This is a genomic window from Phycisphaeraceae bacterium, from assembly GCA_019636795.1.
GTDB lineage: Bacteria > Planctomycetota > Phycisphaerae > Phycisphaerales > UBA1924 > JAHBWW01.
The window spans coordinates 159252-183535 of record JAHBWW010000006.1 but is presented as its reverse complement, the minus strand read 5'-3'; the positions used below and the strand labels follow the sequence as shown (position 1 = coordinate 183535).

Sequence of the window (24284 nt, the reverse complement as noted above, 5' to 3'; positions counted from 1 at the left end):
CAATGCTTGCGTTGGGCTTGAATCAGACTACCGCTCGCTCAGCCATGCGGCTTGAAGTCGGGCGTGGCCAGATTGAACTCCTTGAGAATCGTGTCGATCAGCGCGTGCTCCTGCACATCGGTCAGGCCGTGCGGGTTCAGGCCGTTGACACGCACCTTCCCCGCCGGGTCGATGATGGCAATGTGCGGAATCCCGTACACCCCGTAGCGCGGATCAAAGACGTTCTCCTTCGAGAACCCCACCGGCCACGTCATGTTCAGTTCCTTCATGAACTCGGTCATGAGCGTGAACTCTTTCTGCGTGTCGTCCTTGGTGTCAATCTTTTCGCGCTCGTTGGTCTGCGGGTTCGTGCGGTAGTGCGAGCCCTGAATGCTCGTCACGCCGACGATCTCGACCGGGTAGCCGTTGTAATGCTCAGCCAGATGGCGCACCTTCGGAAACGCCGAGATGCAAGGCCCGCACCACGTCGCCCAGAAGTCGATGATCACAACTTTGCCCTTGAGGTCCGACAGTTTCGTCACCGAGCCGTCTTCCGAATACCACATGAACTCGATCTCGGGCGCAGCGCCATTAATCACCGCAAGCCGATCACGAGTCTTCTCAAGCGACGCAATCTGAGGCGAGGTCGCCTTCGCGTCATCGCCCTTGAGCGACTTGATATCCGCATCGAGATACGCAAGGGCACGCGACTGAAGCGACGCCAACTGCTCCGACGGATTGGGAACCGTGTACGCCAGTGTCGTATACAGATTCGCGATCGAATCCGCCTTGCCAGGCGCGAGCGTCTCGGGCAATGCCCGCGTCAACTTCATCAGCGTCTCGACCGAATCGCTCAGCCCGCCGCCACGAACGCTGCCCAGCAGCGAGAAAATGCTCAGCCCCTGACCCTTGCTCACCAACTGCACCAGCCTCGGGTCATTGAGCATGCGCTTCACATCGTCAGCCGTCGGCGATCCACGCCGCGCGTACATCTGCATCAGCGTGTGCACCAGTTCGGCATTGAGCCCCTCGGGAGACTCTTGCGCCTTGAGTTCCGCAAGCCTGGCAATCGCGCGATCGCGCAGCGCCTCGTCGGCAACAACCAGACCAAGCACCGTCTCGATCTGCGACGAGCTGTACTCGGCAAATGTCTCATCGCCCAGCAGTTTCTTGATCAGTTCCGTCCGCGTCGCCAGTTGCTCGGCACGCGGCGTCTTGGCCATCGTCTGCTCATACTCGCGCACCTTCTCAGCCAAGGCCGCATCGCTCGGCGGAGCCGCAAACGTCGTCCCGGCCGCGACGCACAACGCCGCAGCCGCTGTCAACCAACTCTTCATCTTCATGTCAACACTCCTTCACTTCAGTGTGCTCACCCGAAAATCTGAACCTGCGCAACCCGAGGCCCCGCCTCGTCGCGCCGGGCTTGCGCCCTCTAGACAACACTTTACGGCATAATCACCGTCCCGTGCTCACTTATTCACCCCACAAAACCCACAGGCGCAAGATGACGCACCCAGAACTCAACCTGCAACGTCTTGGCTTCATTGCTTTCCCGACCAAATCCGATGTGTTCTGACGGGGCACCAGTCTCGGGCCACGTGCGAACTTCCACCAAACTCGGGTCGCTGCCGACCTCTTCGTAACGCTCGCGCAACAACCCCACAAATCGCTCCTGCGTCGCCCAAGGCACCATTTCATCCGCCTCGCTGTGCAGCACCTGCACCGGAATCGCCCTCCACTCCGCGAGATGAGCCGCCGGGTCCAACTGCTTGACCCGCGCAGGATCATGTTTCACCGGCCAGGACTTGCCATCAGGCCCCGGTAGATACAAATGCTCAAGCGACCCGGTTGTCGCTTCGACAGACGCCGCCTTGAAGGTGTGAGGCTCGCAAAGCCTTCGCAACGCAACCATCCCCCCGAGCGACATCCCTCCGATACCAAGACGATCCTGATCAAAGACCCCGTCATGAATCGAGAGCGCGTCGATCACGCTGTCGATCTCGCCCAAGGCCTCTTCGATCAGCGCCAGCGAGTTCGCCGGGTCGCTGGGCCGAGCGTCGCCGCGCTCACCATGCCCCGGCAGGTCGATCGCACACACCCCAACGCCTGCCCGCAGCCACCGCGCATAGCGCCCCGGGTCGAGCTCCTTGTTCACCGTCCGCCCGTGCATCCACAACACCACCGGCGCAGGGGTCTGCCAATCCGGATGCGCCAGCAGCGTCGGCACCTGCGTATCACCCAGACGCACCAGTTTGGCCCGCTCGACGACCGATCGCGGCATGCCCGCCAGACGTTCGGACATCAGATCGCCACCTGTGAACCTGCTTCGATCATGCCCGGCAACTCCGAGCGATCCAGCCGCTCGGGCGCGATCGCCGTCAGCCCGCCGATCTCGAGCACGCAATCCGGCGAGCCATCGTCCCGCCTGGGCACAACAACCCCCGCAGCCTCGAGCCACCGTGCCGCCTTGGCGCTCTGCAATTCCTTGCTCGTGATGATGCTGTCCACACCTTCCGCGTTTTTGACCGGCGCAAACTCCTCCACCCGATCCGTCTCCATCACGATCGACGAACCTGCGAGCGCGATGGCATCGAAGACGAATCGCTCCAATTTCACCGCGTTCGCTTCGCGCGGCTCGACCATCTCGCCCGTGTCCAGATCCACATGCCGCACCTTCTTCACCGCACGGTGATACGGCAGCGCAAAACCCGCATCCGAGTTCAGTTTCTCCACAAACCCCACGCTGAGCATGTGAATCGCGATCGAGCCGGCGACAAACCGCAACCTCCCCCGCTCATCGCGCGCGTGCGCCAGTTCTCGCGGCAGATCCGAATACTCGATCACACGCGTCTTGCCCCCGGACCTGCAAAACACCCCCACCTTTTCCTCCGGCCCACTCTTCGGAATCATCTTGCTCGACATCTCGCCAGTCGAATCGGGCGCGCCGACATGCAACCCGATGAACACCGGATCAGTGATCTGCACATTCGGATTGTCGACCTGAAAGTAACTGATATGCTCGACCCCGCGCCGGCGCATGTCCGCCAGCGCACCGCTCCGCGCCAGCGCCCGCAGCGAACCCCCGTGCCCGTCAGGATTGGTCGCGATCGTCCCCTTGCCCGACATCAGCATCCGCCCCGTCGCACACTCGAACGAAGGCATCGTCCCCTGCATAAAGAACATCACCCGCTCGGCATCAAGCCCGAAGTACTCGTTGCGCACAAAAAACCGCACCGTCTCGTCGTGATTCAGCGGGCTCGTCATGATGTACCACGGCACATCCTCGTCGTACGTCCGCTCCGCACCGCGAATCTTCTCAGCAAAGATCTGAAACAGAGGCTTGCTCGTCACCGAACCCGTCGGGTAACAGCCCTTGGGCCCCTCATAGCCAAGCCGACTCCCCTGCCCGCCCGCAACGGTGAAACACGCCACCGCGCCCTCAGACAGCAAATCCTCGCCCATCGCCTTGTACCGCTTCACATCCCACGCAGGCTCGCCCGCCAGCGGGTAGTAGTTCGCCGGCTCCAGGTCGCCCGGCACATGCTCGGCCTCGCTCGACAGCACATACCGCGACACCAACTCCGGAATCTCCTCAAGATCAATCGCCGCGATCTGGGCCGCAAGCCTCTCGCACTCCTCAGCCGAGAGTTCATCAACAAAACGCAGCACATGCTCCTGCCCCGCACGCGACAAGGTCGGCCGGAGTTCCTCGATGCTCGGCACAGTGCTGGGCAAGGTCATCGCATCGTCCTCCGCAGGGTGTTTGTGTTCATCATTCTCGTGATCAGATCGTAGGACCGCGACCGCACCCCGAATCTCCATACACTCCGCCATGCCTTCATGCTTCCGCTCTGCTGCCGATCGCACGCTCATCGCGCCATCCATTCTCTCGGCCGATTTCGGACGCATGGCTGACGAATGCGCTTCCGTCTTCTCCAGCGGTGCCGACCTTCTCCACCTCGACATCATGGATGGCCACTTCGTCCCCAACCTGACCATGGGGCCCGATATGTGCCGCGCCCTGCGCAAACATTTCGCCCACTCCTGCCTCGATGTGCATCTCATGGTCGAACGACCCGAGCAGTTCTTCGAACCCTTCGCCCGGGCCGGTGCCGATCACCTCACCTTCCACATCGAAGTCAGCGACTCGCCCGGTGCCATCGAGCGCGCCGCCCACATCCGAAGCCTCGGCCTCACCCCCGGACTCGCTCTCAACCCTGCCACCCCAGTCGAAGCAGTCCTCGATGTCGCCGCATCCTTCGACCTCCTGCTCGTCATGAGCGTCCAGCCCGGTTTCAGTGGCCAATCGTTTCAGGAGCACGTCCTCCCCAAGGTCGCCACCCTCCGCGAGCATCTCGGCCCCGGGGCATGGATTCAAATGGACGGCGGCATCGCACCCCACACAGCCCGCGCCGCACGCAACGCCGGTTGCAACGTCCTCGTGGCCGCCTCGGCCATCTTCAACCTCCCGCAAGACCAGCGTGCCTCCGCAATTGCCTCAATTCGAGGATAAATCCCCAAATTCTGGACTCCCAGCCCCTCGCGGGTCATCAAAACCCGTCCCACGACCCCCATAGTGGCACATCCCTTATAGGACCAGAACAAGACGCTCGATCCTCGTCTCTCGGGCTCTTTGTTGCCGATGACACTGGTGCTACACTGCTCGTTCCGCTTCGGCCGAACGCCGCGCCGGAACCCGCCCCCGAGGCGCATCACCCATGTCCAAGACCAAAGCGTTCTCTTTGTTCCTTGTGCGATCGAATGTCACGCAGTGGGACGAGTCCGACCGCCTCGTTGGAGGCTCGGACCTCCCGATGTGCGATTCTGGACGCGCAGGTATGGAAGCACAACTCGACCAACTTTCCGATCTCAAGCTGGACCTTGTGCTGTGCTCCCCGGATGAATCGACGACTTCCGCCGCCCAGATGCTCGCCACCGCCGCCAATGCCAGGCTCAAGCAGATTCCTGATTTGGGGGAAGTCAATCTCGGCCTATGGGAAGGATTGCGGGAGTCCGAACTGGCCGAGCGCTATCCTACAGCGTTCAAGCAATGGCTCGGGGATCCCAGTTCCGTACAGGTTCCAGGGGGTGAATCCCTTCATGATGCAGAATTGCGGATCCTCGATGCGTTGATCCGCGCATTGGAGAAGACAAAGAGCGGACACACTCGAATAGGTATTGTTGTCCGTCCGATGGCGTGGGCCATCATCCGGTGCTGGATGCGGGCCGTTCCGCTTGGGCACCTCTGGACCGCGATCAAGGAGGGCCCGTGCCTCGAATGGCACGAGGTCGACCGCGAGCAACTTTCGCTTGCCTCCGTCCGCGCGGAATCCTGAACCGTGTTACGCTAAGAATCAGTGAACGACCCGGACGCACGATGCGTCTGATGTGGGAAAACACATGACACAGACTGCGACTCGCACGTGGGCGGAACTCAAGCCCCTCCGACGGGCAGCCATTCCGGAAGGACTCTGGCTCCGCTGCCCCGGGTGCAACCAGATGATCTATCGCCGACAGATGGAAGCAAACCTCCATGTCTGTCCGGAATGCACCCACCACTTCCGCATTTCAGCAACTGAGCGTATAGCGCAACTCTCAGACCCCGGGACATTTGAGCGCATGTTCGAGGGCCTGATCGCAGCCGACCCCATGAACTTCACCGACCTCAAGTCCTACAAGGACCGCCTCGTCGGGGAACGCGCCAAGACGGGACAGGATGACGCCGTCGTTTCGGGCCGCGCCTTCATCAAAGGCCGTCCCGCCATGCTCTGCTGCCTCGATCTCACCTTCATGATGGGTTCCATGGGCTGTGTCGTCGGCGAAACCGTCACACGCGCCATCGAGCTTGCAACTGTGGATAAGTTGCCGCTCATCATCGTCAGCTGCTCAGGCGGCGCACGCATGCAGGAGTCGGGCCTGAGCCTGATGCAGATGGCAAAGACCTCCGCAGCACTCGCTCGCTTCGACGACGCCGGAGGCCTGTTCATCTCCGTCCTGACCGATCCAACCACCGGAGGCGTCACCGCATCGTTCGCCATGCTCGGCGATGTCATCGTTGCAGAACCCAAGGCTCTGATCGGCTTCGCCGGCCCTCGCGTCATCCGTCAGACCATCCGCCAGGACCTTCCCGACGGGTTCCAGCGTTCAGAGTTCCTCCTGGCTTCGGGCCTTGTCGATCGGGTTGTCGCGCGGGCCGATCTGCGCACCGAGATCGCCCGCCTCATCGACTACGCGGGCGGCTAAGCACCCATGCTTGCGACCGAGCACGCTGACCCGAGTCTTTCTCGCCGGTTCCTTGCCACGCGCCCGCCCACCGTACACCGTGTCCGCTTCTGCGCGCTGGGTGCCGGCCTTGGTCATGCAGCCCTGCTGCTGCTCGCCTTTCCACCATTCGATCTCTGGTTTCTCGCGCTGATCGCACCACTGCCGCTGGGCTGGATCGCTCTGGTCGCACGCCATCGCCCTCTTGTCGCAGCATTCTGGGCGGGGGTTGGCACCCTCCCGTTCTGGATTGTGGCCCAGCACTGGGTCATTTCGGTCTCATCGTTCGGATTTCTCCCGCTGGCAATCCTGCTCTCAGGATTCAACGTCCTGCTCGTTTGGGCCTCGGCCCGCATCTTCCGCCTCGCTCCCGCAATGCTCCTCCTTTGGCCTCTGCTATGGGTCGGTATCGAGTTCTTTCGCAGCGTCATCTTTCTCACCGGATATCCGTGGTATCTGCTCGCCCATCCTCTGGCCGGTACCACAGTGCTCAACTATCTTGCGCCTCTCGGAGGCACGTTTCTGGTGTCGGCCGTTGCAGCGCTTCCATCGACAGCCGTCCTCGCCGCCGTGGCGCGTATGCACCCTATCGCCATCATTGCTGCAGCAGGCGACTTTGTGTTCTTCTGCCTGCTCGGGCTTGTGATCAATCCATGGCCAAGCCCGGCCGGTTCTGTTCGCATCGCCATCGTACAGACCAGCGTTCCTCAATCTATCAAGACGTCATGGACTCCCGAAGACCGCTACGCCGACTGGGTGCAGATGCGTACGCTCATCGCCTACGCCGCCCGCGAACAGCCCGATCTCATCGCCCTGCCCGAAGCCATGTTTCCCGGCATGACGCTCGACGCCGAGTCACTCCTCCACGAAGCCGATGCCGACCTCTATTGGAGTTACATCGCGCCCGATGGCGTGCAGACAGCGATGCCCGCGACCCTCATGGCTGAAGAACTCATCGCGATTCAGCGCGTCATGCGAATCCCCGTGCTCATCGGCGGCGCTGCATACGAGCGACTGCAGATCTCGAATCTTCCCGGTGACCAGGGCTTCGCCTACGACAGCGACGGACGCTACAACTCCGTCTTCGTCCTCGACGATGGCATGCCCCCCACCAAACGCTACGACAAGGTCCACCTCACGCCATTCGGCGAAATCATGCCCGTCATCTCGCGCTGGCCCTGGCTTGAAAACAAGATGCTGGGCTTTGGCGCACAAGGCATGCGATTCGATCTCCTCCCCGGACGCACACTCGCCCCGGTCAACATCAAGCTCCGCGACGGCTCCACACTCGTCGCCGGCACCCCCATCTGTTTCGAGTCCACCATGCCCGCCGTCTGCCGACGCCTCGGTCGCGATGCTCAGGTCCTGATCAACCTCACCAACGATGGCTGGTTCGGCCAGTGGGACCCCGGACGCGAACACCACCTCCTGACCGCCCGCTGGCGCTCAATCGAACTCGGCAAGCCCCTCGTCCGCGTCGCCAACACTGGCATTTCCTGTGTCTTCGACGAGCGAGGCCGCGAAATCGCACGAGGTGCTCAGGATCCACGCACCGGCGAATGGGCAACCTCCAACGCCTGGGGGCTCGCCATCATCGACGTTCCTTTGACCGAATCCTCGACGTTCTATGCCAAAATCGGGGATGTGTTCGGCTGGGCCTGCTTCCTTGGAACCGCATCGGCCTGGCTTTGGACGTTTCTCCCCACCCAATCGAGAAGAAAAATCCCTGTTCAGGCCGACGAACAGTCAGACGCCGAGCACCGAACTTGACTCTGCCACCAACCCCCACCGAGACCCCGCCCTCCGGCGTGCGAAGGATACCCGTCATGCCCAGTTCATCACGCATCTCACCCCGCTCAATGATCCTTCTGGCCGGCCTTGCACTCACGCTAGTGGCCCCAACCGGATGCACCACCACCAAACCCCGCGCCAAGGACCAATCCGCAACTGAGCCCCAAGCCATCGCTCAACGCGATCCCGTTGCCCTCTCCCAACTGCGCGAGCAGGCCCTCGACGAACTCGTCACCGCCGCCTCCAGCGAGTATGCACAGGAGCGGGCCAACGCGCTCGAAGGACTCCTCTACGCCCCTTCGCGGCTACAGCCTATTGCAGCCATGGCTCTCATGGACTCCAACGAAGGCGTCCGCTCTATCGCCGCAATGGTCGTAGGACGCGCCAGACTTGCCGAACTCACCCCGGCCCTGCGCACCTTGCTGCACGACCAGTCCCCCTTCGTCGTCGCCTCAGCCATCTACGCGCTCGACCGCAACGGTGCAGCCGTCGATCCCACGCCACTCGGTCGATTCCTCTTTGATAGCGCATCGATGAAGGTCCGCGCTCACGCTGCATACGTCCTGGGCGAACTCGGGCACGCCTCGGCCCTGCCCATGCTCGCCGACGCTGCACGAGCAACAAGTTCGTCCGGTTCAAGCGTCGAACACCGCCTCCTCGAACTTCAGATCGCCGAAGCCATGATCAAACTCGGCGACCGCACCAAACTCGACTCCATTCGCTCGGCCCTCCTCCCTGCCAGTGCCGACGAACTCGAAGCAACCGCCCTCGCCGCCCAAATCATCGGCACAGTCGGAGACCGCGAATCTGCCAAAGTGCTCATCTGGCTCTCGGCCCAGCAGGACCAGCGAGGCAACGCCATGCCGCCCGAGGTCCTGCTCTCCATCACCGGAGCGCTCGCAGAACTCAAGGTCCGTGGCGGCTCGCAGATGCCCGACCGCTTCCTCACCCACGCCAACCCCGCTGTGCGAGCCCAGGCCGCCTTCGTCTATGGCCAGATCGCCCAGCGCGAAAATCTCTCCCGCCTCGAAACACTCCTCGACGATGAATCAGGCCTCGTCCGCGTCGCCGCAGCAACCGCAACGCTTCGCGTCCTCGCCTCATCCCAGAATCGCTGAGCGACTCCAATCAATCTTCCGCAACTCGGGCCCCTCCGGCTCATAAGACATCCACGCTCCTCCAACCTCCACAAACGTGCAAACACCCGACGATCCGGGATTGCAATCGGTGCGTATCGTCGCCCGACGTTTCCGGGATGCGGGTGCCCTTGACACAACCGGCGCGAGAAGGTACTACTGAAGCCCGCACTCAACCCACACGGAGCCGGAATGCTGCTATGCTTTCCATCCCGTCGGAAGCGGTCTTCCGCTGGTTGCGGGGTGTGCAGGACGATCTGCACTCATGTTAGGATTTCGTGCGTCTCACGTGTGAGCCGTCACGAACTGAAGGTGTGAACGAAGGGGTGGCCCAATCAGGCCGAGTCGAGGAGTCTCTTGTGCATATTCTGACCAAAGTCTTCGTCCTGTTCGCTGCTGTCCTCAGTATTCTGCTCTCAGCATTGACGATTTCGTACACGATCAACACCGACATGATCGTCTCGAGTTTCGCCGACGCCCGAGCAGCACAGGAAAACGCCGAGGAATCTCTCCGGGCCCAGGCGGCACAGGCCTCCCTGGTCAATCAGGAGAAGGAATCCGAGATTCAGAGTCTCCGAGCACAACTCACCGCCGCCACTCAGGAAATGCGAACCCTCGAAGCCGAGAGCGCACGACTCCAGACCGACGTCCGCGGAGCACGCGCCGACGCCGCAGCCGCAAATCGCCGTGTCCAGGGCGCACTCGAAGCAACCAAGGCCCAGGCCCTCATCATCGACGCCTACAAAAACGAAGTCACCAAACTCCGCAACGACGAACTCGCAACCCGCGAGCAGATGCTCCAGATGGAAGAACGCCTGAGCAACATCGAGTCGCAGAAGCAGGTCCTCGAAGTTACCGTCCGCGCTTTGCGTGAGGAGATCGCAAGCATCAAGGATCCACGCAGCATCGGCCAGGGCATCGCCGCCGACGCACCGCCAACCGAAATCTCCGGCCCGATCATCACCGGCATCGTGCAGGCCGTCACCCTCGACGCCGACACCGGCGACAGCATCGTCCAGATCAATCTCGGCCAGAACGATCGCGTACAACGCAACACGCTTGTCAACATCGTCCGCGGCAGCGAGTTCGTCTGCCAGGTCGTCATCACCCGCACCGACCTCAATGTCTCCACAGGCCGCGTCATCAACCTCCGCCCGGGTGCCATCGTCCGCGCGGGTGACACCGTCAAGAGCCGCCTCGGACAGTAACCCAATCTGCATAAAGGAACCACCCATGAGCCAGTTTGGAATGCAGATGCCCGGCGGCCGACAGAATCGAGGATCATCGCCCGATGTCTACACCGCACTCATGTTCGTCGCAGTCGTCGCCCTCGGCGTCGCCTGCGCAATCATGTGGGTCGCCGCAAGCAAAGTTGGTGTGGATAAGAGCCCCTTCGGCCTCCAGGACAAGGGACGAATCACACTCCAGACACGCTAATCAACCACTCAACACACCTTCCGGGGCTTGACTCAGCCACCCGGAAGGATACATTTCGCCTGCCTGCGCACAACGCTGCAAAGGCACGTTTCTCGATAGGACACAAGCCAAACGCACAACACCCGAGGCTGCACACGCAGCCCGATGAAACAATCCGAGACTGCACAGGCAGTCCGGACAGAAAACCCGAGGCTGCAAACCCAGCCCGGACTGAAAACTTGGGGCGGTAGCTCAATTGGTTAGAGTACCGGACTGTCGATCCGGTGGTTGCGGGTTCGAGTCCCGTCCGCCTCGCTTCGTAAGCCCCGCCTTTGGCGGGGCTTATCGTTTTTGGACTTCTCGCGAGAACGCGCCGAACCGTCCATTGCGTCCTCATTGCGTCCTCGCGGCCGCTCGCGCTGCGGCCCGAGGAAGCTGTCCAGCGCTTGGCGAGCACGCGTTGCGTCCTCGGTCTCGGCGGCAAGGTAGAACGCTTGCGTCGTCTTGATGTCCGCGTGCCCCATGTACTCCTTGAGCACGTGCATCGGCACTGCTCGGGCCATCTGGGTGCCGTACGTCCGGCGCAGGTCGTGGAGCGAGCCGACCGGCCAAGGCACTTCGTCCACGGTGACGCCCCGCCGCTCGGCGAGCAGGCGGTGGGCTCGCTTCTGGATGGTCTGAAAGCGGACAGCCAGGTTGTTGAGCGCCTCGTAGTTCGGACCGAGCGGGCCCGCCTTCATCTCCGCGACGATGGTCTGCAAGCGATCGAGCGAAAGGAAGACATACGCCGATCCATCGCTCTCCGTTTGGAGCTTGGCGAGCAGCGAGAGTGTCGCAGTCGGCAACGGGACGACACGTTCTTCGGAGGACTTGGCCGACCACTCGAAGATCGGGAACTCGCCACGGTCCTTGACGACGAACTTGCCCGCACGCTTGGCGGATACCTTGACGGTCCCGGTCTCGAAGTCGATATCGCGCCATAGGAGATTGGATAGTTCGCCCTTGCGGAGCCCGCTGGTGGCAGCAAGGGCAATGAACGCGCGCCACCAGAGGTTCTGAGCGCTATCGAGCATGGCGCCGATCTCGTCGGATGAAAAGATGCGCTTGGTACGCGATTGCGTTTTGGGCATCCGGACACGCGACAACGGATTCTCGTGCAAGAAACCGTACTCGATGGCCCGATTGAGCATCGCCTTGAGCGTTCGAAGCGTCTTGGCGAGCGTCGCTGGCGAGCAGCCACGCTCGTCGATTACGTAGGTCTTGATCCGTCCAATATGGGACTTGGTGATCTTCATCAGCTTGATGTCCTCGCCGAGCGCTCCCTTCGCATGAGCGCCGGCGTGTCGAATGCCTTCAAGGCTATTGCGCTTCAGGTCCAGACGCGTGGCGTCAAGGTCGTACTCGACAAACTGGCCAAGCGTGATCTCGGTCGGCTTGTCGCGGCTGACCTGACCCGAGTTGATACGGGTCTCCTTGTCGCGTCGCTTCGTTTCGGCAGCGCTCTTCGTGACCTGGCCGACTCGACCGACAGATTCGGAGTAGCGCTTGCCATCAGTCCCGAACCAACGCAGCGTCCAGTACTGGACTCTCTGCCCGTTGGACAGTTTGACGGCTCGTTTGTGGAGTTGGATGGTGATCATGGGTTGCTCCCAGACTAGTGTGATCCGGCGTGCAGATCTACGACTCTCTTCCGTTTCGTGGACGTCCGTATTGCTCGGTCTGATCCAGAACAAAGCGGTGCAGTTCAGCACGGGCATAGCGATTGTGCTTTCCGACTCGGCATGGCCTGATCCGCCCAGCCAGAACGAGGTATTCCAACGACTTGAGCGCGTCGGCGATGTCTCGTCCCCCCTCATTAAGCCGCAGATAGATCGCTGCTTCTTCCGCGGTCATCAGCGTCGGCGCCACGCGCGGGGGCTCGGTTGGAAGCCACTCTGGGGTCGCAAGTGACTCAACCCACCTCTGGTGGATTGGCTTCGGCTCCGAGTTGTTTCCGCCGCGTTGCCGCACGGTGCGCTCTCCTTGTTCGTCAACGTGTGCCCTGTTCCGAGGTCCGCCATCGATCGCGGTTTGGAGCGCCCGCGGCGAGCCAGTCTTCAAGCTCTGAACGTCGCCACCGCACAGCTCTGCCCAATCGAAGCGGGGCTGGCAACTGACCCGCTGAGTGGAGTCGCCAGATGTGCGCTCGGCTTACACCGAGAAGCCCGGCGACTTGAACGGCCGAGAGGAGCATCGGATTGGAGACTGCGTCGTGGTTCGAGGTGTCGTTCGGCATCGGGAACCTCGCAATGATGCGCATGAATGCATTGGTGCTAGCGCCCAATCGAAATGAAATCAGAACAGGGTGCTTTCGCAACGTCCATCGGCTGCAACGGGTTTGCCTTCGACGATGCGGAACTCGGGAACTGGAGACCGCTGCCAGCGCGCCTTTAGCGCTCGTCGAGCGATGGCATGTGGCATGAACGGCTGTCGATCCCCCCGGAGCCGCACATCCTGGAACCGAAGCACGGCGGCGGAAAGAGAGACTCCGAACCTGCGCGTGATGGCCGGGAGGAAGCGTGTCCGCCAGAGCCACTCGCTGGCGGGGCTGTCGCAGAGCAACTCCACGATGCACGCTCTCCTTTCGAGGCGGTTGCGGTCACAGATATGGAAGAGTTCGCGCATGACGAGTGGGAGTGGCATGAGGAACGCAGCCGCGAATCGATCTGCCTGGCGCTCTATGTGTTGAAGACGAGGATCTTGCGGCGATTCGGACTCCAAGAAAACTCGCCCGAGTGAGGGATGCATCAGCATGTGGCCGAGTTCGTGTGCGACGGTGAATCGGAATCGACCCTCATGCGATGCGACGCGGGTATCCACAACGATCCGGCGCTCGTAAACAAGGGATCCGCCCAGCACCCCGTCACCGAACCGGCTCAAGTCCTCGACTCCAAACTCAAAGCCGAGTGGGTGCTCGATCCACTGCTCGACCGGGATTGGCAGCGGTATCTCGAACTCACCGAGTCTGTTCAAACAGACTTCGAGTGTGTCGGTGGCGACGCGTTCGGCTTTGGCAGCCGCGGGCCGAGGGTGCAAAAATGGGGCCGGATCGTTCCGCATAGAAGTTGGCTCATGGTTCCTTCGGGCTCTTGGTCATGGAACGCGCCTGCTCGATGAGCTGGTCCCATTGAGCAGACGTGAGGTTGCGGGCGGTGCGAAGGAACTGGGGCACCTTTTCGGCGGTCGTGGCCGATGAGGAAGCCACTTCGCGGACGACTGCCTCCGGCTTGCTCCAAGCGGCTCGGAGAATGGGCTCCTCCATCCGATACACGCGGGCTATTCGCATCAGCAACTCGTCGGACGGCGTCCTGCGGCCCTTCTCGATGTCCGTCAAGTGTGCTGGTGTGATGTCAAGGTCAACGGCCACCTGTCGGAGGCTTCGCTTGAGCGATTCGACACGCTGCGCACGCAGACGGTCTCCGATGGGCTCAGGAACCGATGTGGAATTGCTCTTGGCCACCGTGGGTCTCCAGTGTCAGCATACATGCTACTGTGCATTCAAGGCGTGTCAAGAGATTTTTCATCGGCGCACTGGCGATCGTGTACGGGTCTTGATAGGATCGGCAACGTTGGCCCGGGAGGGCCGACGGCGTCGTCCAGACGCCGACGCTTACAGCGTCGCTGAGACGAGGCAGCACACCCGGTAAACCGGTCTCACCAACTGGCTAAGGGCGAGGAGTTCATCACCCTCGGCGTGCTGTTCTCGTAGAGCCGGATGCGTGGAGACGCGCTTGTCCGGTTCGACGGAGGCTCGTCAGCGTAATCCCCTCCCGGCGCGACATTCCTGTCCGTAACCGCGAGGGAGTAATCCTGACGTTCGATCCGATGTTCGCGTCCGGGAGATGCCGGGCGACAGGGACATTCAAGTGGGGCTGGACAGGCGCGTATGCATGTCTAGTGCTCCTTGCCGTGATGGATCGAAGCGGGTGAGAATCCCGTCCGTGGGGTTCGGTCTACGGGCGTTTGCCTATGACCGTTCAACGCGGCTGGCGTGGGGAGCTCTCGGCCTGGCGACAGGCGGGACCGCGTTCTGACCGAACGCGGCGATCGGCCCAAACAGCCGACGGTGAAAAGCTCAACCATGAACGGCCCGAAAGGGCTTGCCAGTGAGCAATGCTGGAGACGGCGCCGAACTGCGAAGCGTCATCGTTGATGGGTAGAGGGGAGCTTTCGGTTTCTGCCCCTCGAAATCCGAGCGTCTTACTCGGGAAACTATGCCGCTGCGGAAGCGCGGACATACGACGATGATCCGCCGGGTCACACCGGCTAGCAACGTGACCAGCAATGCGAAGGCCATCACTAACCTGGGAACCTCTGCGGCTACCGGGGTGATGCCCGGTGCCTGGTGCTCATTCCGAGCAAGTCAACCAGGTGATTGAAACGCCGTAGAGGGGGAGTGTGCTCCAAGTAGAAGCCGGCTTGATGCCGGGCGACATCCGCTGCAAGGCAGTAGCGGGTCGTTCGTGCGCTTACGGGTGGTGCCGGAGCGCAAGACGATGACGAAAGGGGCGACGAGATGACTCGTTTCAGCGATCGCAGACGCCCGGGGGAGGACACTCCCCCGGCGTCGATCGACGAGTCGGGTAGCGCGGCCAGGGCCTCGCAGTCCGGGAGGACTGCTGGCATCTGGCGGCGGACGGACGGCTGGCGCCTCGACCTGCAGATAGGTTGTCGGGGCGCTGCCGAGGGTTCAGGTTGCCGGCCTGCCATGGATTGGGCACGGCCTATTGGGAAACCGATAGGCCGGTGCTCGCATGCCATGGTGAGTTGTGCAGTCGCACTGGAAAGGAGGACTCAAAGGTTGGACTGGCTTCGGGGTGTGCCACAAACACCCTTTTCTCATGGAACGAGCGTTCGTTCGGTGAAGCACTCTCGATGAAGCCCGCGACTCGTGGGCATGTACCGCTGTGTGACGACATCAATCGAGGGATTCGTGCAGCAGGTGGCGTGTAGCTACCTGGTGAACGGATACGTGTTCTACGTTCGCGGCGCCATTCCCGACGGTAAAGACGCCGCGGCTGTCGACGCCAAGTTGATCGAGAAGTACGGGGTGGACCGAACCAAGTGGCGGCGGTCGGTGGACGCCCAAGAGGGCATAGCACGGATGCAGTACATCAGGCATGATCGGACATTCCTCTTGATGGCGACTCATGGCAAGCACGAGTTTTTTGAGAAGGAGACCGATCTTGTGCGGGACGCCCGCAAGGTGCCTATTCGCTTCGCGGGATACAGCATCAGCTATCGACGCGGCCCAGACGGGAAGTATCACCCCCATGTGCGCATCGAGAAGGAGCAGCTCGCGACACTCAAACAGCACTTTCGGCAGCGGGCGATTCACGCGTCAGCAGAGCAGATTGGTCGGGAACTGGGGGACTTGCCCTTTGAGCCATATGCGCCGGTTCGGCGGCAGTTGCTTGAGCTCCATCGACTAATCAACAGACATCGCAATCTGGCCGGGCTAGCGCTCGTACCGCACACGATCCTGCGATACCGGAGGCGCATCGTCAGACCTTTCTCGGACGGCACTGGTCTTCAACACCAGGTGAACTCGCCCTAGACGTAGTGCTTGAACGGCAAAGGCGGGACCCTACCCTCAAACACGGGCCCAGCTGTGAGAATCTCTCCGACAGCGTCAGCAAATTTCAGGGTCACCGGCTCACCGTCTCCAAAGCGGCAAGCGTTATAGTTCAGCTTGGTGAGGCCAAGTACGTCAGATAGCACAGTTGTCACTTCAGCTGCCCCCCGACAGATCTTTATGCTCAATGGATTCGGGGTCTCTCGGCCAATGTACGTGCGAAGTCGTGGCACAAGACCTCGCGTCCATAGGTAGCCGAGATGATCGTCGATTGGAATTGCCGTGCCTCGAAGGACGGGATGCTTCCCGGGGCGGTACAGTTTCAGGTCATACTCTTCGCGTATCTGGACGGCTACGACGTTCGTATTCGAACCCGCAGCATCAACAAATCCACTCCACTCTTCATCGTTGAACTTGGTCTTGGCATGAATGAACAACTCTTTGGGAGGAGTACCGGCCGGATCCTTCGCTCGGAACGCAGCGATCGCCTGCAGCACAAGATCGGCCGCCGCCTTTCGATCGATGTGAAACTCACCGCGCCGCCCGGTATACCACGGGCCGTTGTGCCCCTTGAACACAACGCCGTCACCGGAGTTCAGGAACATTTGAGCCGCGCAACACGCCATATTCGGCTCGGCGGCCTGATCCACATGCTTGAACACTAGACCTAGATAGCACACGCCGGGTCGCATCCCGCTGATCTTCCAAGGGCGGCCTCCAGCCTTGTAGAAGGCAGCCGTAGCCAGATGCCAAGCAATATCTTGTTCAACCCTTGACAAATCCCTGAGAGGCTTGCCATTTGGCGCTAACACATCGCGGAATGCGATTGTGCTCTCCTTCACAATTTGGCTAACAACTTGGTGCTCCAAGAGTTTGGCTTTCAGCTGATTGTGAAAGTTGACCTCAAAGTCGTATGCCCGAGCGAGCTCGGTCGACAGGTCCGACGCGAACAAGTGACTCTGGCCTTTGGCCGCTTCCTTCACATCTAGCTTTGTCAGTCCGCCGGTAGAATCAACTCGGCTCTCAGAATCAACTGAGGACTGCGGCCGGCAATTCCTGTACACCTCATCCGGGATGACAACAAACCACAGGTCTACGGTCGCATCTTCAGATCGATGGACATTCAGAATGGCTTCTTCGTACAGCTCGACTGATTTGTAGACACGATGATGCCGGTCGGAGTAGTTGATGCGGCGATGAAGTTCATCGCCGTCGATTCGCACCTCGTGCTGAGCAGGTGGCTTCCAAGGGATCCCAAAGGCTGCCTCGAAACCGGGATAGCTTGGCCGGGCCGTCTCGTCGGGATTCCCTATCGGAAGCTGAGCCCTTGCGAGCCACTTGCGAAGGTAGTCGATACCGTCCGCAGTGCCAACCACTCCGTACCTGATACCGTATGGCTTCCCGGGCTCCAGCGGGCCGAACAGAGTAAGCCCATCTCGAGGGTCCTCGGTCGCTTGCTCGTGATGGAAGAGTAATCGCGTCTCTTCAATCAGAATCGGCGCTAGGGACGGCAGAGTCGATCGATTCCGTTTCGTCTTCTTCTGTGAAGTCATCGAAATCCTCTGCAGTCTGGGTTGCCTCGTCTGGCGACTCTCGTACGGAGATATCCTGATAACTGACCGGTGACCGGCCACAAATCGGTCGAACACTCATCATTATGCTGCATGTCGGAGAGACCGGGAGCGCAATCTCATCCTCACCATTCGCAAGCCACGTCACGGCTGCGAGCGTCATGTCTCGCCACTTGTCATTCCACCACGCTTTGCATTGGCTCCGTCGGGCCCGGTGCTGCCCCTTCGGATCACCCAGCGGTGTTTCACCGTCACGAGTGAACACTACGTGTGTCTTCATCGAGAGAGCAGGCGTCGGGTAGAGAATCGGTATCGCCTCAAGCCCAAAGTGCCAATAGCGCTTTCTGATCTCGCCCGTTGGCTGCTTCGTCGTCTTGTAGCCCGCCAGCGCGCGTCTGCTCCTGCGGCCATCTACACCGTTAAAAGCGACCATGTCCCCGTTGAGAGCTCTACCCGGGAACCACAACGAGCGCCGTCGGCTCGAAAGCTCGTAGAGCGGGAGACCACGGGCAAGCGCGAGCGATTCCCATGTCTGCCACATAATCTTCTTGAACGCGGTTTTAACCTCATGCTGGTAGACACCCGCCCAAGGCGGTGGATACGAACGCAGACTGAATGGGAAGGACTTCCCTTTCATGCCCGTAGGAGAACCGGGATGTCCTAGCAGTGCTTCGCCGTCTGCGAATGAGAGGAGGAAATGTCGCACTCGATGGGTCGGGTAGCGGAAGGATTGGGGCAGCTTTGCGTCTTCGGGGATCCGCCATACCCACATTCTCGATGGAGGCTTCCGGAGCGGAAACCAGTTGGTCCAGAGCGTTTCTGGCTTGTGCTCTACTATTTCGTGATTGAGACGATTTGTGTTCCACCAGGACGCGACGCATGATGCGCCAGCAGTTTCCGGCGTGGGAATCGAATCGTCTCGGAGCGCCTTTAGCAGTTCCGCGAGTCCTGTCGCCCATCCGTTCGCGAAGTCAAGAGCATTCAAGCGATTGATCTGGATGTTGTGCTCGTTGTACGGTAGATCGTCGATCTTAATTGGGACGATGAAGCGGTCCTCCCCCAAGGCACGCGCAACACCTTCAGCCACCGCGAGCTCCTTCAAGGCCCCCGGCTTCTGGTTCGAGATGCGCGAAGTAACGAAAATGAAGCGGCGGGTGCGTAGGCGAATAGCCGCTTCAATGTTCTTCCAGAAATCGTCCCCCCCGCGGAGCTTGACGACATCGCACCAGACCCGGTATCCCTCGCGCGTGAGGCGGAGGGTGAGCCAAGTCGCGAAGGCATTGTCCTCAGGGTTCGCGTGACTCACAAAGACTGCGTCACGAGCTTGAATAGACGGGAGAGTTGAACTCACTCTACCTCCGGTTCTGTGCTGCCGTCTGCTTCCGGGCGCTCTTGTCGTCGGCCGGCTGACTGTGGACCGTCCTTTAGAACAGTGCGAGTTCGGAACGCCCAGCGCACTGTGAGTACGTGGTTGATGATCTGAAAGCTGCAATAGGCCGCGAGGAACACGAGGAGAGCGTGCGAGACGGCCGGACGGATTGTGCCCGCGGTGAAGAAACCCTCGAGAACCCAAAGAACAACGATCAGTCCGACGAGCACCAGCAGACACATCACGGTCCAGACGTGCCAGTCCACGAGTTTCTCGGCTATGCGTCCGACTCGTGGATCGCGAGACCATTCGCTAGCCGCCTGGATGTAGAAAAATAGGGTCGTCAGCACGAAGCCGAAGACAATGCTCGCTACGGTGAGAAGCTCGCCGAATCTGTCTCGGACGAGATCGACCGTGGACGGGTCACAGTAGAACAGCCATCCCGACAATCCGCCGAGGACGAGCGCAGTCCATAGCTCGCCGTCCTTCCAGAGCTTCTGGCGACGTCCCATGTGCCACAGAAATTCTCCAATCTCGTGGTACATGTCAGTCCTGCTGGTCCATCATCTCGCCCAGCCTGGCCCAGGCGTCGCTGTGATCGACTTGACCGCCCTCATCAAGTTTCAGAGACAACCGTTTACGTTCGACGAGGTTCTTTGTCGTGAAGTGGTCTTTCTGCCCGTCTTCTCGCTCGCCTTCGATCGCGGCGTAGTCCAGCTCTTTGCTGGTGAACATTCTCTTGATCGCACCGACAATGCCCTTGGTCTTCGAGAGCGACGCCTCGCGGCGGGCGGTCATGGTGACATCTGCCTTGTGAGCCTTGGAGTCGTCGGCCTCGCCTGCAAGCTCGTTCTCAAGGTCTTTCCAGCCGGGGTTCGGCCGGACCGTGCGGACGGTCGCGAGACGAACGCGAGTGAGATCATCGATTCGTTTCACAAAGGCGGCTCCGGCTTCAGGCTCAAGGCTGACGGTGATGTTCTCATCGTCGTCGTCCTCGCCAACCCACTCTTGGCCATGCACCTTGTCGATCATCCACTGGAGATAGCTCTCGATGCTGGATGGCCAAATGCCCGACTGCACCTTCTCGCAAAGCAAGATGTACCGCCCATTGACGCGAGCACCGAGAACGTGCGTCCACTCCACCCCGGTCTGCGAGTCCGCGAGAGGGTTCGGCTCGATCGCGTAGCCGTCGGTGTTGAGGATGTCAGGGCGATAGCCGGTGGTGTAGCTGAAGAACCGCAACCGGAGCCGGCTCTTGATGACCTTGGCCTCGTACAACGCATGCGACTTGCCGCCCTGGTCTCGTACCGTGTTCTCCAGTGTCTTGATCTTGTTTCGCGTGTCGCGCAAGAACGAACCGTATGCGGTCCCGTCTTCAAGACCGGAGATGGTGAGTCGATGTACCTCGATCCAGCGTCGCTTGAGCCCCATCAAATGTCCTCTTGTTTTGCGATTACGTAGGAGCACAACGCCGCCGCGGTGCCGACGACGAGCATCGTCTCCGCCCATTCGAGGTTGCGAGCCTCGCTGCCGTGTCTTCCCTGCTCGGAGGCGAAGCCCCAGAGCTTCGAGGCGGCATCATCCACCGGCGGCGGGAGCAGCCCCGGATGGCGCTTGATGATGTCGCCGAGCGTCTTCTTCGACTCGCCAGTGACCTCTCTCGCGACGGCCTCCAGGGCGGCCATCGCGTGGTGGACGGCGCCCGAGAGGTCGGGCTCCGGTCGTCGCGAGAGATCGGTCCGGGCCTCCCGCAGTTCCTGGGAGGCCACGTTGAATCCCGACGCCTCCAGCTCCTCGTGCGACTCCTCGATCAGATCCTCAAGGAGTTCGTCGCCGTGGATCTCCAAGACCCCGTCAACGAGACGCCAGCCGATGTGCTCTTCCTCAAAGAGCTGATTCATCGCTGACTCAAAGCGGGTGAGCTCTCTGCTCTGCCGAAGGGAGTCCGCGCACGCCTCCACGAAGTCGTAGAAGTCGAACCACTCGGCTCCGTAGACCAGGTCCTGCGCTTCGCCCCAGATGTTGGGGTATGGCGACCAGTTGCTCGGATCGGGACGAACTCGCCGCACGCCGCAGATGACGTCGCGGATCCACGACGGCGACTTGTTCAACTTGTCATGCAGCAGTGACATCGTTCCCACTCGCAGGGACTCCGGCGCGTCGTGGTGAATCAGTGGGCCATCACCGCGGGGACGGACGCCAAGGCGGCGGGAGAAGCGTTCACCGGCATCTGCCATCACAGCTCCCCCTTGAACGCCTTGTCGAGGATGGATGGGAGGAGGGCGTCGAGTTCGGCGGCGGTCTTCTGCTGGAGGATCTTGAGGCGTTTGACCTTTTCTTGAAGGGCGTCAAGGTAGACCACGATCCGATGCTGCTCTTGCTTCGTCGGGACTGGAACAGGGATGGTGTTCAGATTCTTGGCGCTGATTCCGATGTTGCCAGCGGTCGTCTGGCAGAAGGACTCGATCCGCTCCCGACCATACGGGCTATTCATCACTGCCCGGATGTATTCAGGTGACACTCGTGATATGTCTACACGGAATCGAATGAGCTTGTCGGGGTGTAGATGCGTTCGGCCTGTCGTGCCTGCGTACAGGCTGAAGCGGCCCACATAGTGAAGGTTGCCGTTAAACCGGCATGCCAGCAGGTCCCCCGACTCCAAGCGGTACTCTTGGAGTTCGTGATCCGTGACATCGAGGTACTTGTGGTCACTTTCCTCTACGACGCCATCAGACCTCGAAGTGCCTGCGCTGATTCGAAGAATCGGATGGCCGATCGGCTGATCAGATGGACGAGCTGAGAGTCCGTTGCGGGATTTCTCGCGAAGCAGCGTGCCTAACGGCTGAGTGTCGGCATCGAGTTCGTCGATGACTTTTGCTGCTCGACTGGGGAGCGCACTAGCCATTCGAGTCGCGGCTTCTCGCAATCCATGTGCTTCGTCGATCTTGGCGGCGAGGCGATCGATCTTCGCCACGAGCCGTCGCTGCTTATCCACCGGCGGTAGCGGAATACGGATCGCGAGGAACTTCTCCTCGTTCAGGCGGACGCGGTTGGTTGTGCCTTCGCTGACCTGCTTGCAGGCCTCCGAAAACCAACGCGTCCAGCTCAGCCATCCCAGATACTCTGGAAGTAATGCCGACTCATCCACTCGGAAACACGGGAAGTCATTGCTGACAACCGCCCCATCAAGCTCGGCAGGCACGAGCCCGAAGGCCCCATTGCGGGCGTCGATTCTGGACAGGATGAATTCACGCGGATGGACCCGAAGTCGTCGATTGCCTCCGATCTCTCCGCCCAACTTCTCACCGCGTGCGATGACACCCTTTCCCCAGAGTCGGACGGTCACCTCGGTGTAGACCTTGGTGGAGTCGAGTGTGATCCAATCCGTCGAGCGGGTGAGCACTTCACCGAGCGGGCGGAGAGGCATCCTCTTACCACTGATTGCGAGTGCTTCTGTAGCAAAGGCGGTAGCTTTCATGGTCGAGCCTCGGCAAGCTCGGTGCGAATCTCCTCCATGAGCCCGAGGATCTGCCTCTCCTTTTCGATGATGTCTGCGGCGAGGTCGCTTGGCGACAGATGCTCCAATGCCTCAACGCTGTTCGGGTTCTTCATGTCGAGGTTCACGGATATCAGGTCGCCGTTGTCGTCATACTTCAACAGCTCGCTGGCGGTGATCTTCCACGCGTAGTCGTTCTCGTCTCGTCGCTTCTTTCCGAACCACTTCATGCAGTCGGCGAACTCGTCGAACTGCATCGGCTTGGTCTTGGTGTAGTTCTTCCTCCCGTCGGGCAGTGGGAGCTCGTAGTACCAGATCTCTTTGGTGGGTCCGTCGCGGTCAAAGAAGAGCAAGTTGGTCTGGATGTCCGTGTAGGGTGAAAACACACCCTTTCGGAGACGGACGATCGTGTGGAGGTTGAACTCCTTGAGCAGTTGCTCCTTGATGCGGGCGCAGACGCCGTCGCCGAAGAGCGTGCCGTTGGGTACGACCACCGCGGCTCGGCCAGGCACGCCGTTGTTCTTCTCAGGCCGCTTGAGCAGACGCATGATGAGCTGGAGGAACAGCAGGGCCGTCTCGGAGGTCTGCTTGTCGGCCGGGAAGTTGTTCTTGATCCCGGTCTCTTCCTCGCCGCCGAAGGGCGGGTTGGTGAGGATGACATCGAAGCGGTCGCGGTCGCCGATCTCGGTGACCTTGCGGGCGAGCGTGTTGCCGTAGGCGATGCTCGGGTATTCCAGTCCGTGGAGGAGCAGGCTCATCTGGCCGAGCATGTACGGCAGCGGCTTGGCCTCCTGACCGTAGAGCGACTGCTCCTGGAGCACCCGGCGGTCCTTGGTGGTCTCGACCTGCTTGGCGATGTGCTCATACGCCTCGGCGAGGAAGCCGCCGGTACCGCAGGCCGGATCGAGCACGGTCTCGCCGAGCTGCGGGTTCGTGACGGCGACCATGAACTGGACGACCGGGCGGGGCGTGTAGAACTCGCCGGAGTCGCCGGCGGCGTCCCGCATCTCGCGGAGCATCGACTCGTAGAGGGCGCCGAGTGTGTGGAGCTCCTCGGACGAGCTGAAGTGGATGCCGTCGACCTTGTTGATGACATCGCGGAGCAGGTAGCCGCTGATCATGCGGTTGACGACGCCGGAGAAGACCTGGGCGACCACGTCGCGGCGGTTCTTGCCGTTGGAGGACTGGAGCGACCGGAGGTAGGCGAGAAGACCTGGGCCCTTGGAACCATCGGGCCGGACGGCTTCCTCCTGGTTCACGAATGCGATGAGCTCGTCGCCGGTGATGCCGTCGGCCTTCGCGGCCCAGTCACGCCAGCGGGACGGTGACTCGATGACCGGCTTGTACTTCTTGCCCTCCAGCTTCGACGCTTCCTCGTCGACCTGCTCCATGTCGTCGAGGAACTTGAGGAACATGATCCAGGTGAGCATCGGGAGGCGGTCGAGGTCGCCGTTGAGCCCCTTGTCCTTGCGCATGATGTCGCGGGCCGACTTGATCAGCGAGCCGAGCTGCTGGGCGGTGGTCATCGGCGGAGTGGCCTTCTTCGAGCGGCCAGGTTTCTTCGCCATGGTCTTCTTCGCTGTCTTCTTCTTGGTGGTCTTCTTGGCCATTGGCTCGTTTTCGCTGAACAGGGTCTGCATGGACTACTCGT

General features: G+C 61.0%; 22 protein-coding genes, 1 tRNA gene and 1 pseudogene. 10 read left to right on the top strand and 14 right to left on the bottom strand.

All coding sequences use genetic code 11. The features are described from left to right. Positions 1-38: 38 nt before the first annotated feature. The 3 genes from KF757_13270 to KF757_13260 all read right to left on the bottom strand — a co-directional run bounded on the left by KF757_13270 (position 39) and on the right by KF757_13260 (position 3720). Complete coding sequence (locus KF757_13270) at positions 39-1322, bottom strand: TlpA family protein disulfide reductase (protein ID MBX3323948.1); 1284 nt, start codon at positions 1320-1322, stop codon at positions 39-41. Between the two features lie 134 nt (positions 1323-1456). Beyond that, positions 1457-2281 carry a prolyl oligopeptidase family serine peptidase gene (locus KF757_13265; protein MBX3323947.1) on the bottom strand — a complete coding sequence of 275 codons (825 nt, stop codon included), beginning with the start codon at positions 2279-2281 and terminating at the stop codon, positions 1457-1459. Then, entirely contained in the window at positions 2281-3720 is a 1440-nt protein-coding gene (locus KF757_13260; protein ID MBX3323946.1) for a UDPGP type 1 family protein, read from the bottom strand. Before KF757_13260 ends, KF757_13265 begins: the two co-directional genes overlap by 1 nt. A 91-nt stretch (positions 3721-3811) precedes the next feature. On the opposite strand from KF757_13260, the gene rpe reads away from it, so the two are divergent. The 8 genes from rpe (at position 3812) to KF757_13220 (ending at position 10898) form a co-directional block, all read left to right on the top strand. Next, positions 3812-4492, top strand: a complete 681-nt coding sequence (rpe, locus tag KF757_13255; GenBank protein MBX3323945.1) for a ribulose-phosphate 3-epimerase — start codon at positions 3812-3814, stop codon at positions 4490-4492. A 205-nt stretch (positions 4493-4697) separates the two neighbouring features. Next, positions 4698-5315 (top strand): histidine phosphatase family protein, encoded by a 618-nt coding sequence (locus KF757_13250; GenBank protein ID MBX3323944.1) that lies wholly within the window; start codon positions 4698-4700, stop codon positions 5313-5315. Between the two features lie 64 nt (positions 5316-5379). After that, positions 5380-6222 (top strand): acetyl-CoA carboxylase, carboxyltransferase subunit beta, encoded by an 843-nt coding sequence (accD, locus tag KF757_13245; protein ID MBX3323943.1) that lies wholly within the window; start codon positions 5380-5382, stop codon positions 6220-6222. 6 nt (positions 6223-6228) lie between these two features. Then, positions 6229-8010 carry an apolipoprotein N-acyltransferase gene (gene lnt / locus KF757_13240; GenBank protein ID MBX3323942.1) on the top strand — a complete coding sequence of 594 codons (1782 nt, stop codon included), beginning with the start codon at positions 6229-6231 and terminating at the stop codon, positions 8008-8010. Between the two features lie 56 nt (positions 8011-8066). Then, complete coding sequence (locus KF757_13235; GenBank protein MBX3323941.1) at positions 8067-9149, top strand: HEAT repeat domain-containing protein; 1083 nt, start codon at positions 8067-8069, stop codon at positions 9147-9149. A 377-nt stretch (positions 9150-9526) separates the two neighbouring features. Further along, complete coding sequence (locus KF757_13230) at positions 9527-10375, top strand: hypothetical protein (protein MBX3323940.1); 849 nt, start codon at positions 9527-9529, stop codon at positions 10373-10375. Positions 10376-10400: 25 nt separating this feature from the next. Beyond that, positions 10401-10604, top strand: coding sequence for a hypothetical protein (locus KF757_13225; protein MBX3323939.1), 204 nt, complete (start codon positions 10401-10403; stop codon positions 10602-10604). Between the two features lie 220 nt (positions 10605-10824). Further along, positions 10825-10898 (top strand) — tRNA-Asp (locus tag KF757_13220). Positions 10899-11062: 164 nt separating this feature from the next. Here KF757_13220 and KF757_13215 read toward each other — a convergent pair. Continuing rightward, positions 11063-11773, bottom strand: a pseudogene (locus tag KF757_13215) (site-specific integrase). On the opposite strand from KF757_13215, the gene KF757_13210 reads away from it, so the two are divergent. Continuing rightward, positions 11738-12241, top strand: coding sequence for a hypothetical protein (locus KF757_13210; GenBank protein ID MBX3323938.1), 504 nt, complete (start codon positions 11738-11740; stop codon positions 12239-12241). The pseudogene KF757_13215 and the gene KF757_13210 overlap by 36 nt on opposite strands. Before the next feature lie 371 nt (positions 12242-12612). Here the strand turns inward: KF757_13210 and KF757_13205 are convergent, their stop codons facing one another. From KF757_13205 to KF757_13195, 3 genes are read right to left on the bottom strand one after another with little or no spacing between them, the layout of a single operon-like run. Then, a complete protein-coding gene (locus KF757_13205) occupies positions 12613-12858 on the bottom strand; it encodes a helix-turn-helix domain-containing protein (GenBank protein MBX3323937.1) in 246 nt (81 codons plus the stop codon). A 59-nt stretch (positions 12859-12917) separates the two neighbouring features. Continuing rightward, complete coding sequence (locus KF757_13200; GenBank protein ID MBX3323936.1) at positions 12918-13682, bottom strand: ImmA/IrrE family metallo-endopeptidase; 765 nt, start codon at positions 13680-13682, stop codon at positions 12918-12920. Positions 13683-13692: 10 nt separating this feature from the next. Further along, a complete protein-coding gene (locus KF757_13195) occupies positions 13693-14082 on the bottom strand; it encodes a helix-turn-helix transcriptional regulator (protein MBX3323935.1) in 390 nt (129 codons plus the stop codon). Between the two features lie 1431 nt (positions 14083-15513). Here KF757_13195 and KF757_13190 point away from each other — a divergent pair. After that, positions 15514-16179 carry a hypothetical protein gene (locus tag KF757_13190; protein MBX3323934.1) on the top strand — a complete coding sequence of 222 codons (666 nt, stop codon included), beginning with the start codon at positions 15514-15516 and terminating at the stop codon, positions 16177-16179. Here KF757_13190 and KF757_13185 read toward each other — a convergent pair. From KF757_13185 to KF757_13155, 7 genes are read right to left on the bottom strand one after another with little or no spacing between them, the layout of a single operon-like run. Next, positions 16176-17750, bottom strand: coding sequence for a hypothetical protein (locus tag KF757_13185; GenBank protein ID MBX3323933.1), 1575 nt, complete (start codon positions 17748-17750; stop codon positions 16176-16178). The two genes, KF757_13190 and KF757_13185, sit on opposite strands and share 4 nt — an antisense overlap. Next, positions 17683-19074, bottom strand: coding sequence for a toll/interleukin-1 receptor domain-containing protein (locus KF757_13180; GenBank protein MBX3323932.1), 1392 nt, complete (start codon positions 19072-19074; stop codon positions 17683-17685). Before KF757_13180 ends, KF757_13185 begins: the two co-directional genes overlap by 68 nt. Positions 19075-19115: 41 nt before the next feature. After that, positions 19116-19682 (bottom strand): hypothetical protein, encoded by a 567-nt coding sequence (locus KF757_13175; protein MBX3323931.1) that lies wholly within the window; start codon positions 19680-19682, stop codon positions 19116-19118. Position 19683: 1 nt separating this feature from the next. Then, positions 19684-20568 carry a hypothetical protein gene (locus KF757_13170; GenBank protein MBX3323930.1) on the bottom strand — a complete coding sequence of 295 codons (885 nt, stop codon included), beginning with the start codon at positions 20566-20568 and terminating at the stop codon, positions 19684-19686. Beyond that, positions 20568-21374, bottom strand: coding sequence for a hypothetical protein (locus KF757_13165; protein MBX3323929.1), 807 nt, complete (start codon positions 21372-21374; stop codon positions 20568-20570). Before KF757_13165 ends, KF757_13170 begins: the two co-directional genes overlap by 1 nt. Next, the gene (locus KF757_13160; protein MBX3323928.1) at positions 21374-22564 is read right to left on the bottom strand and encodes a restriction endonuclease subunit S; all 1191 of its coding nucleotides are present in this window, start codon (positions 22562-22564) and stop codon (positions 21374-21376) included. The genes KF757_13165 and KF757_13160 overlap by 1 nt, the downstream gene beginning before the upstream one ends. A 47-nt stretch (positions 22565-22611) precedes the next feature. Further along, positions 22612-24273 carry an N-6 DNA methylase gene (locus KF757_13155; protein ID MBX3323927.1) on the bottom strand — a complete coding sequence of 554 codons (1662 nt, stop codon included), beginning with the start codon at positions 24271-24273 and terminating at the stop codon, positions 22612-22614. Between the last annotated feature and the right edge of the window lie 11 nt (positions 24274-24284).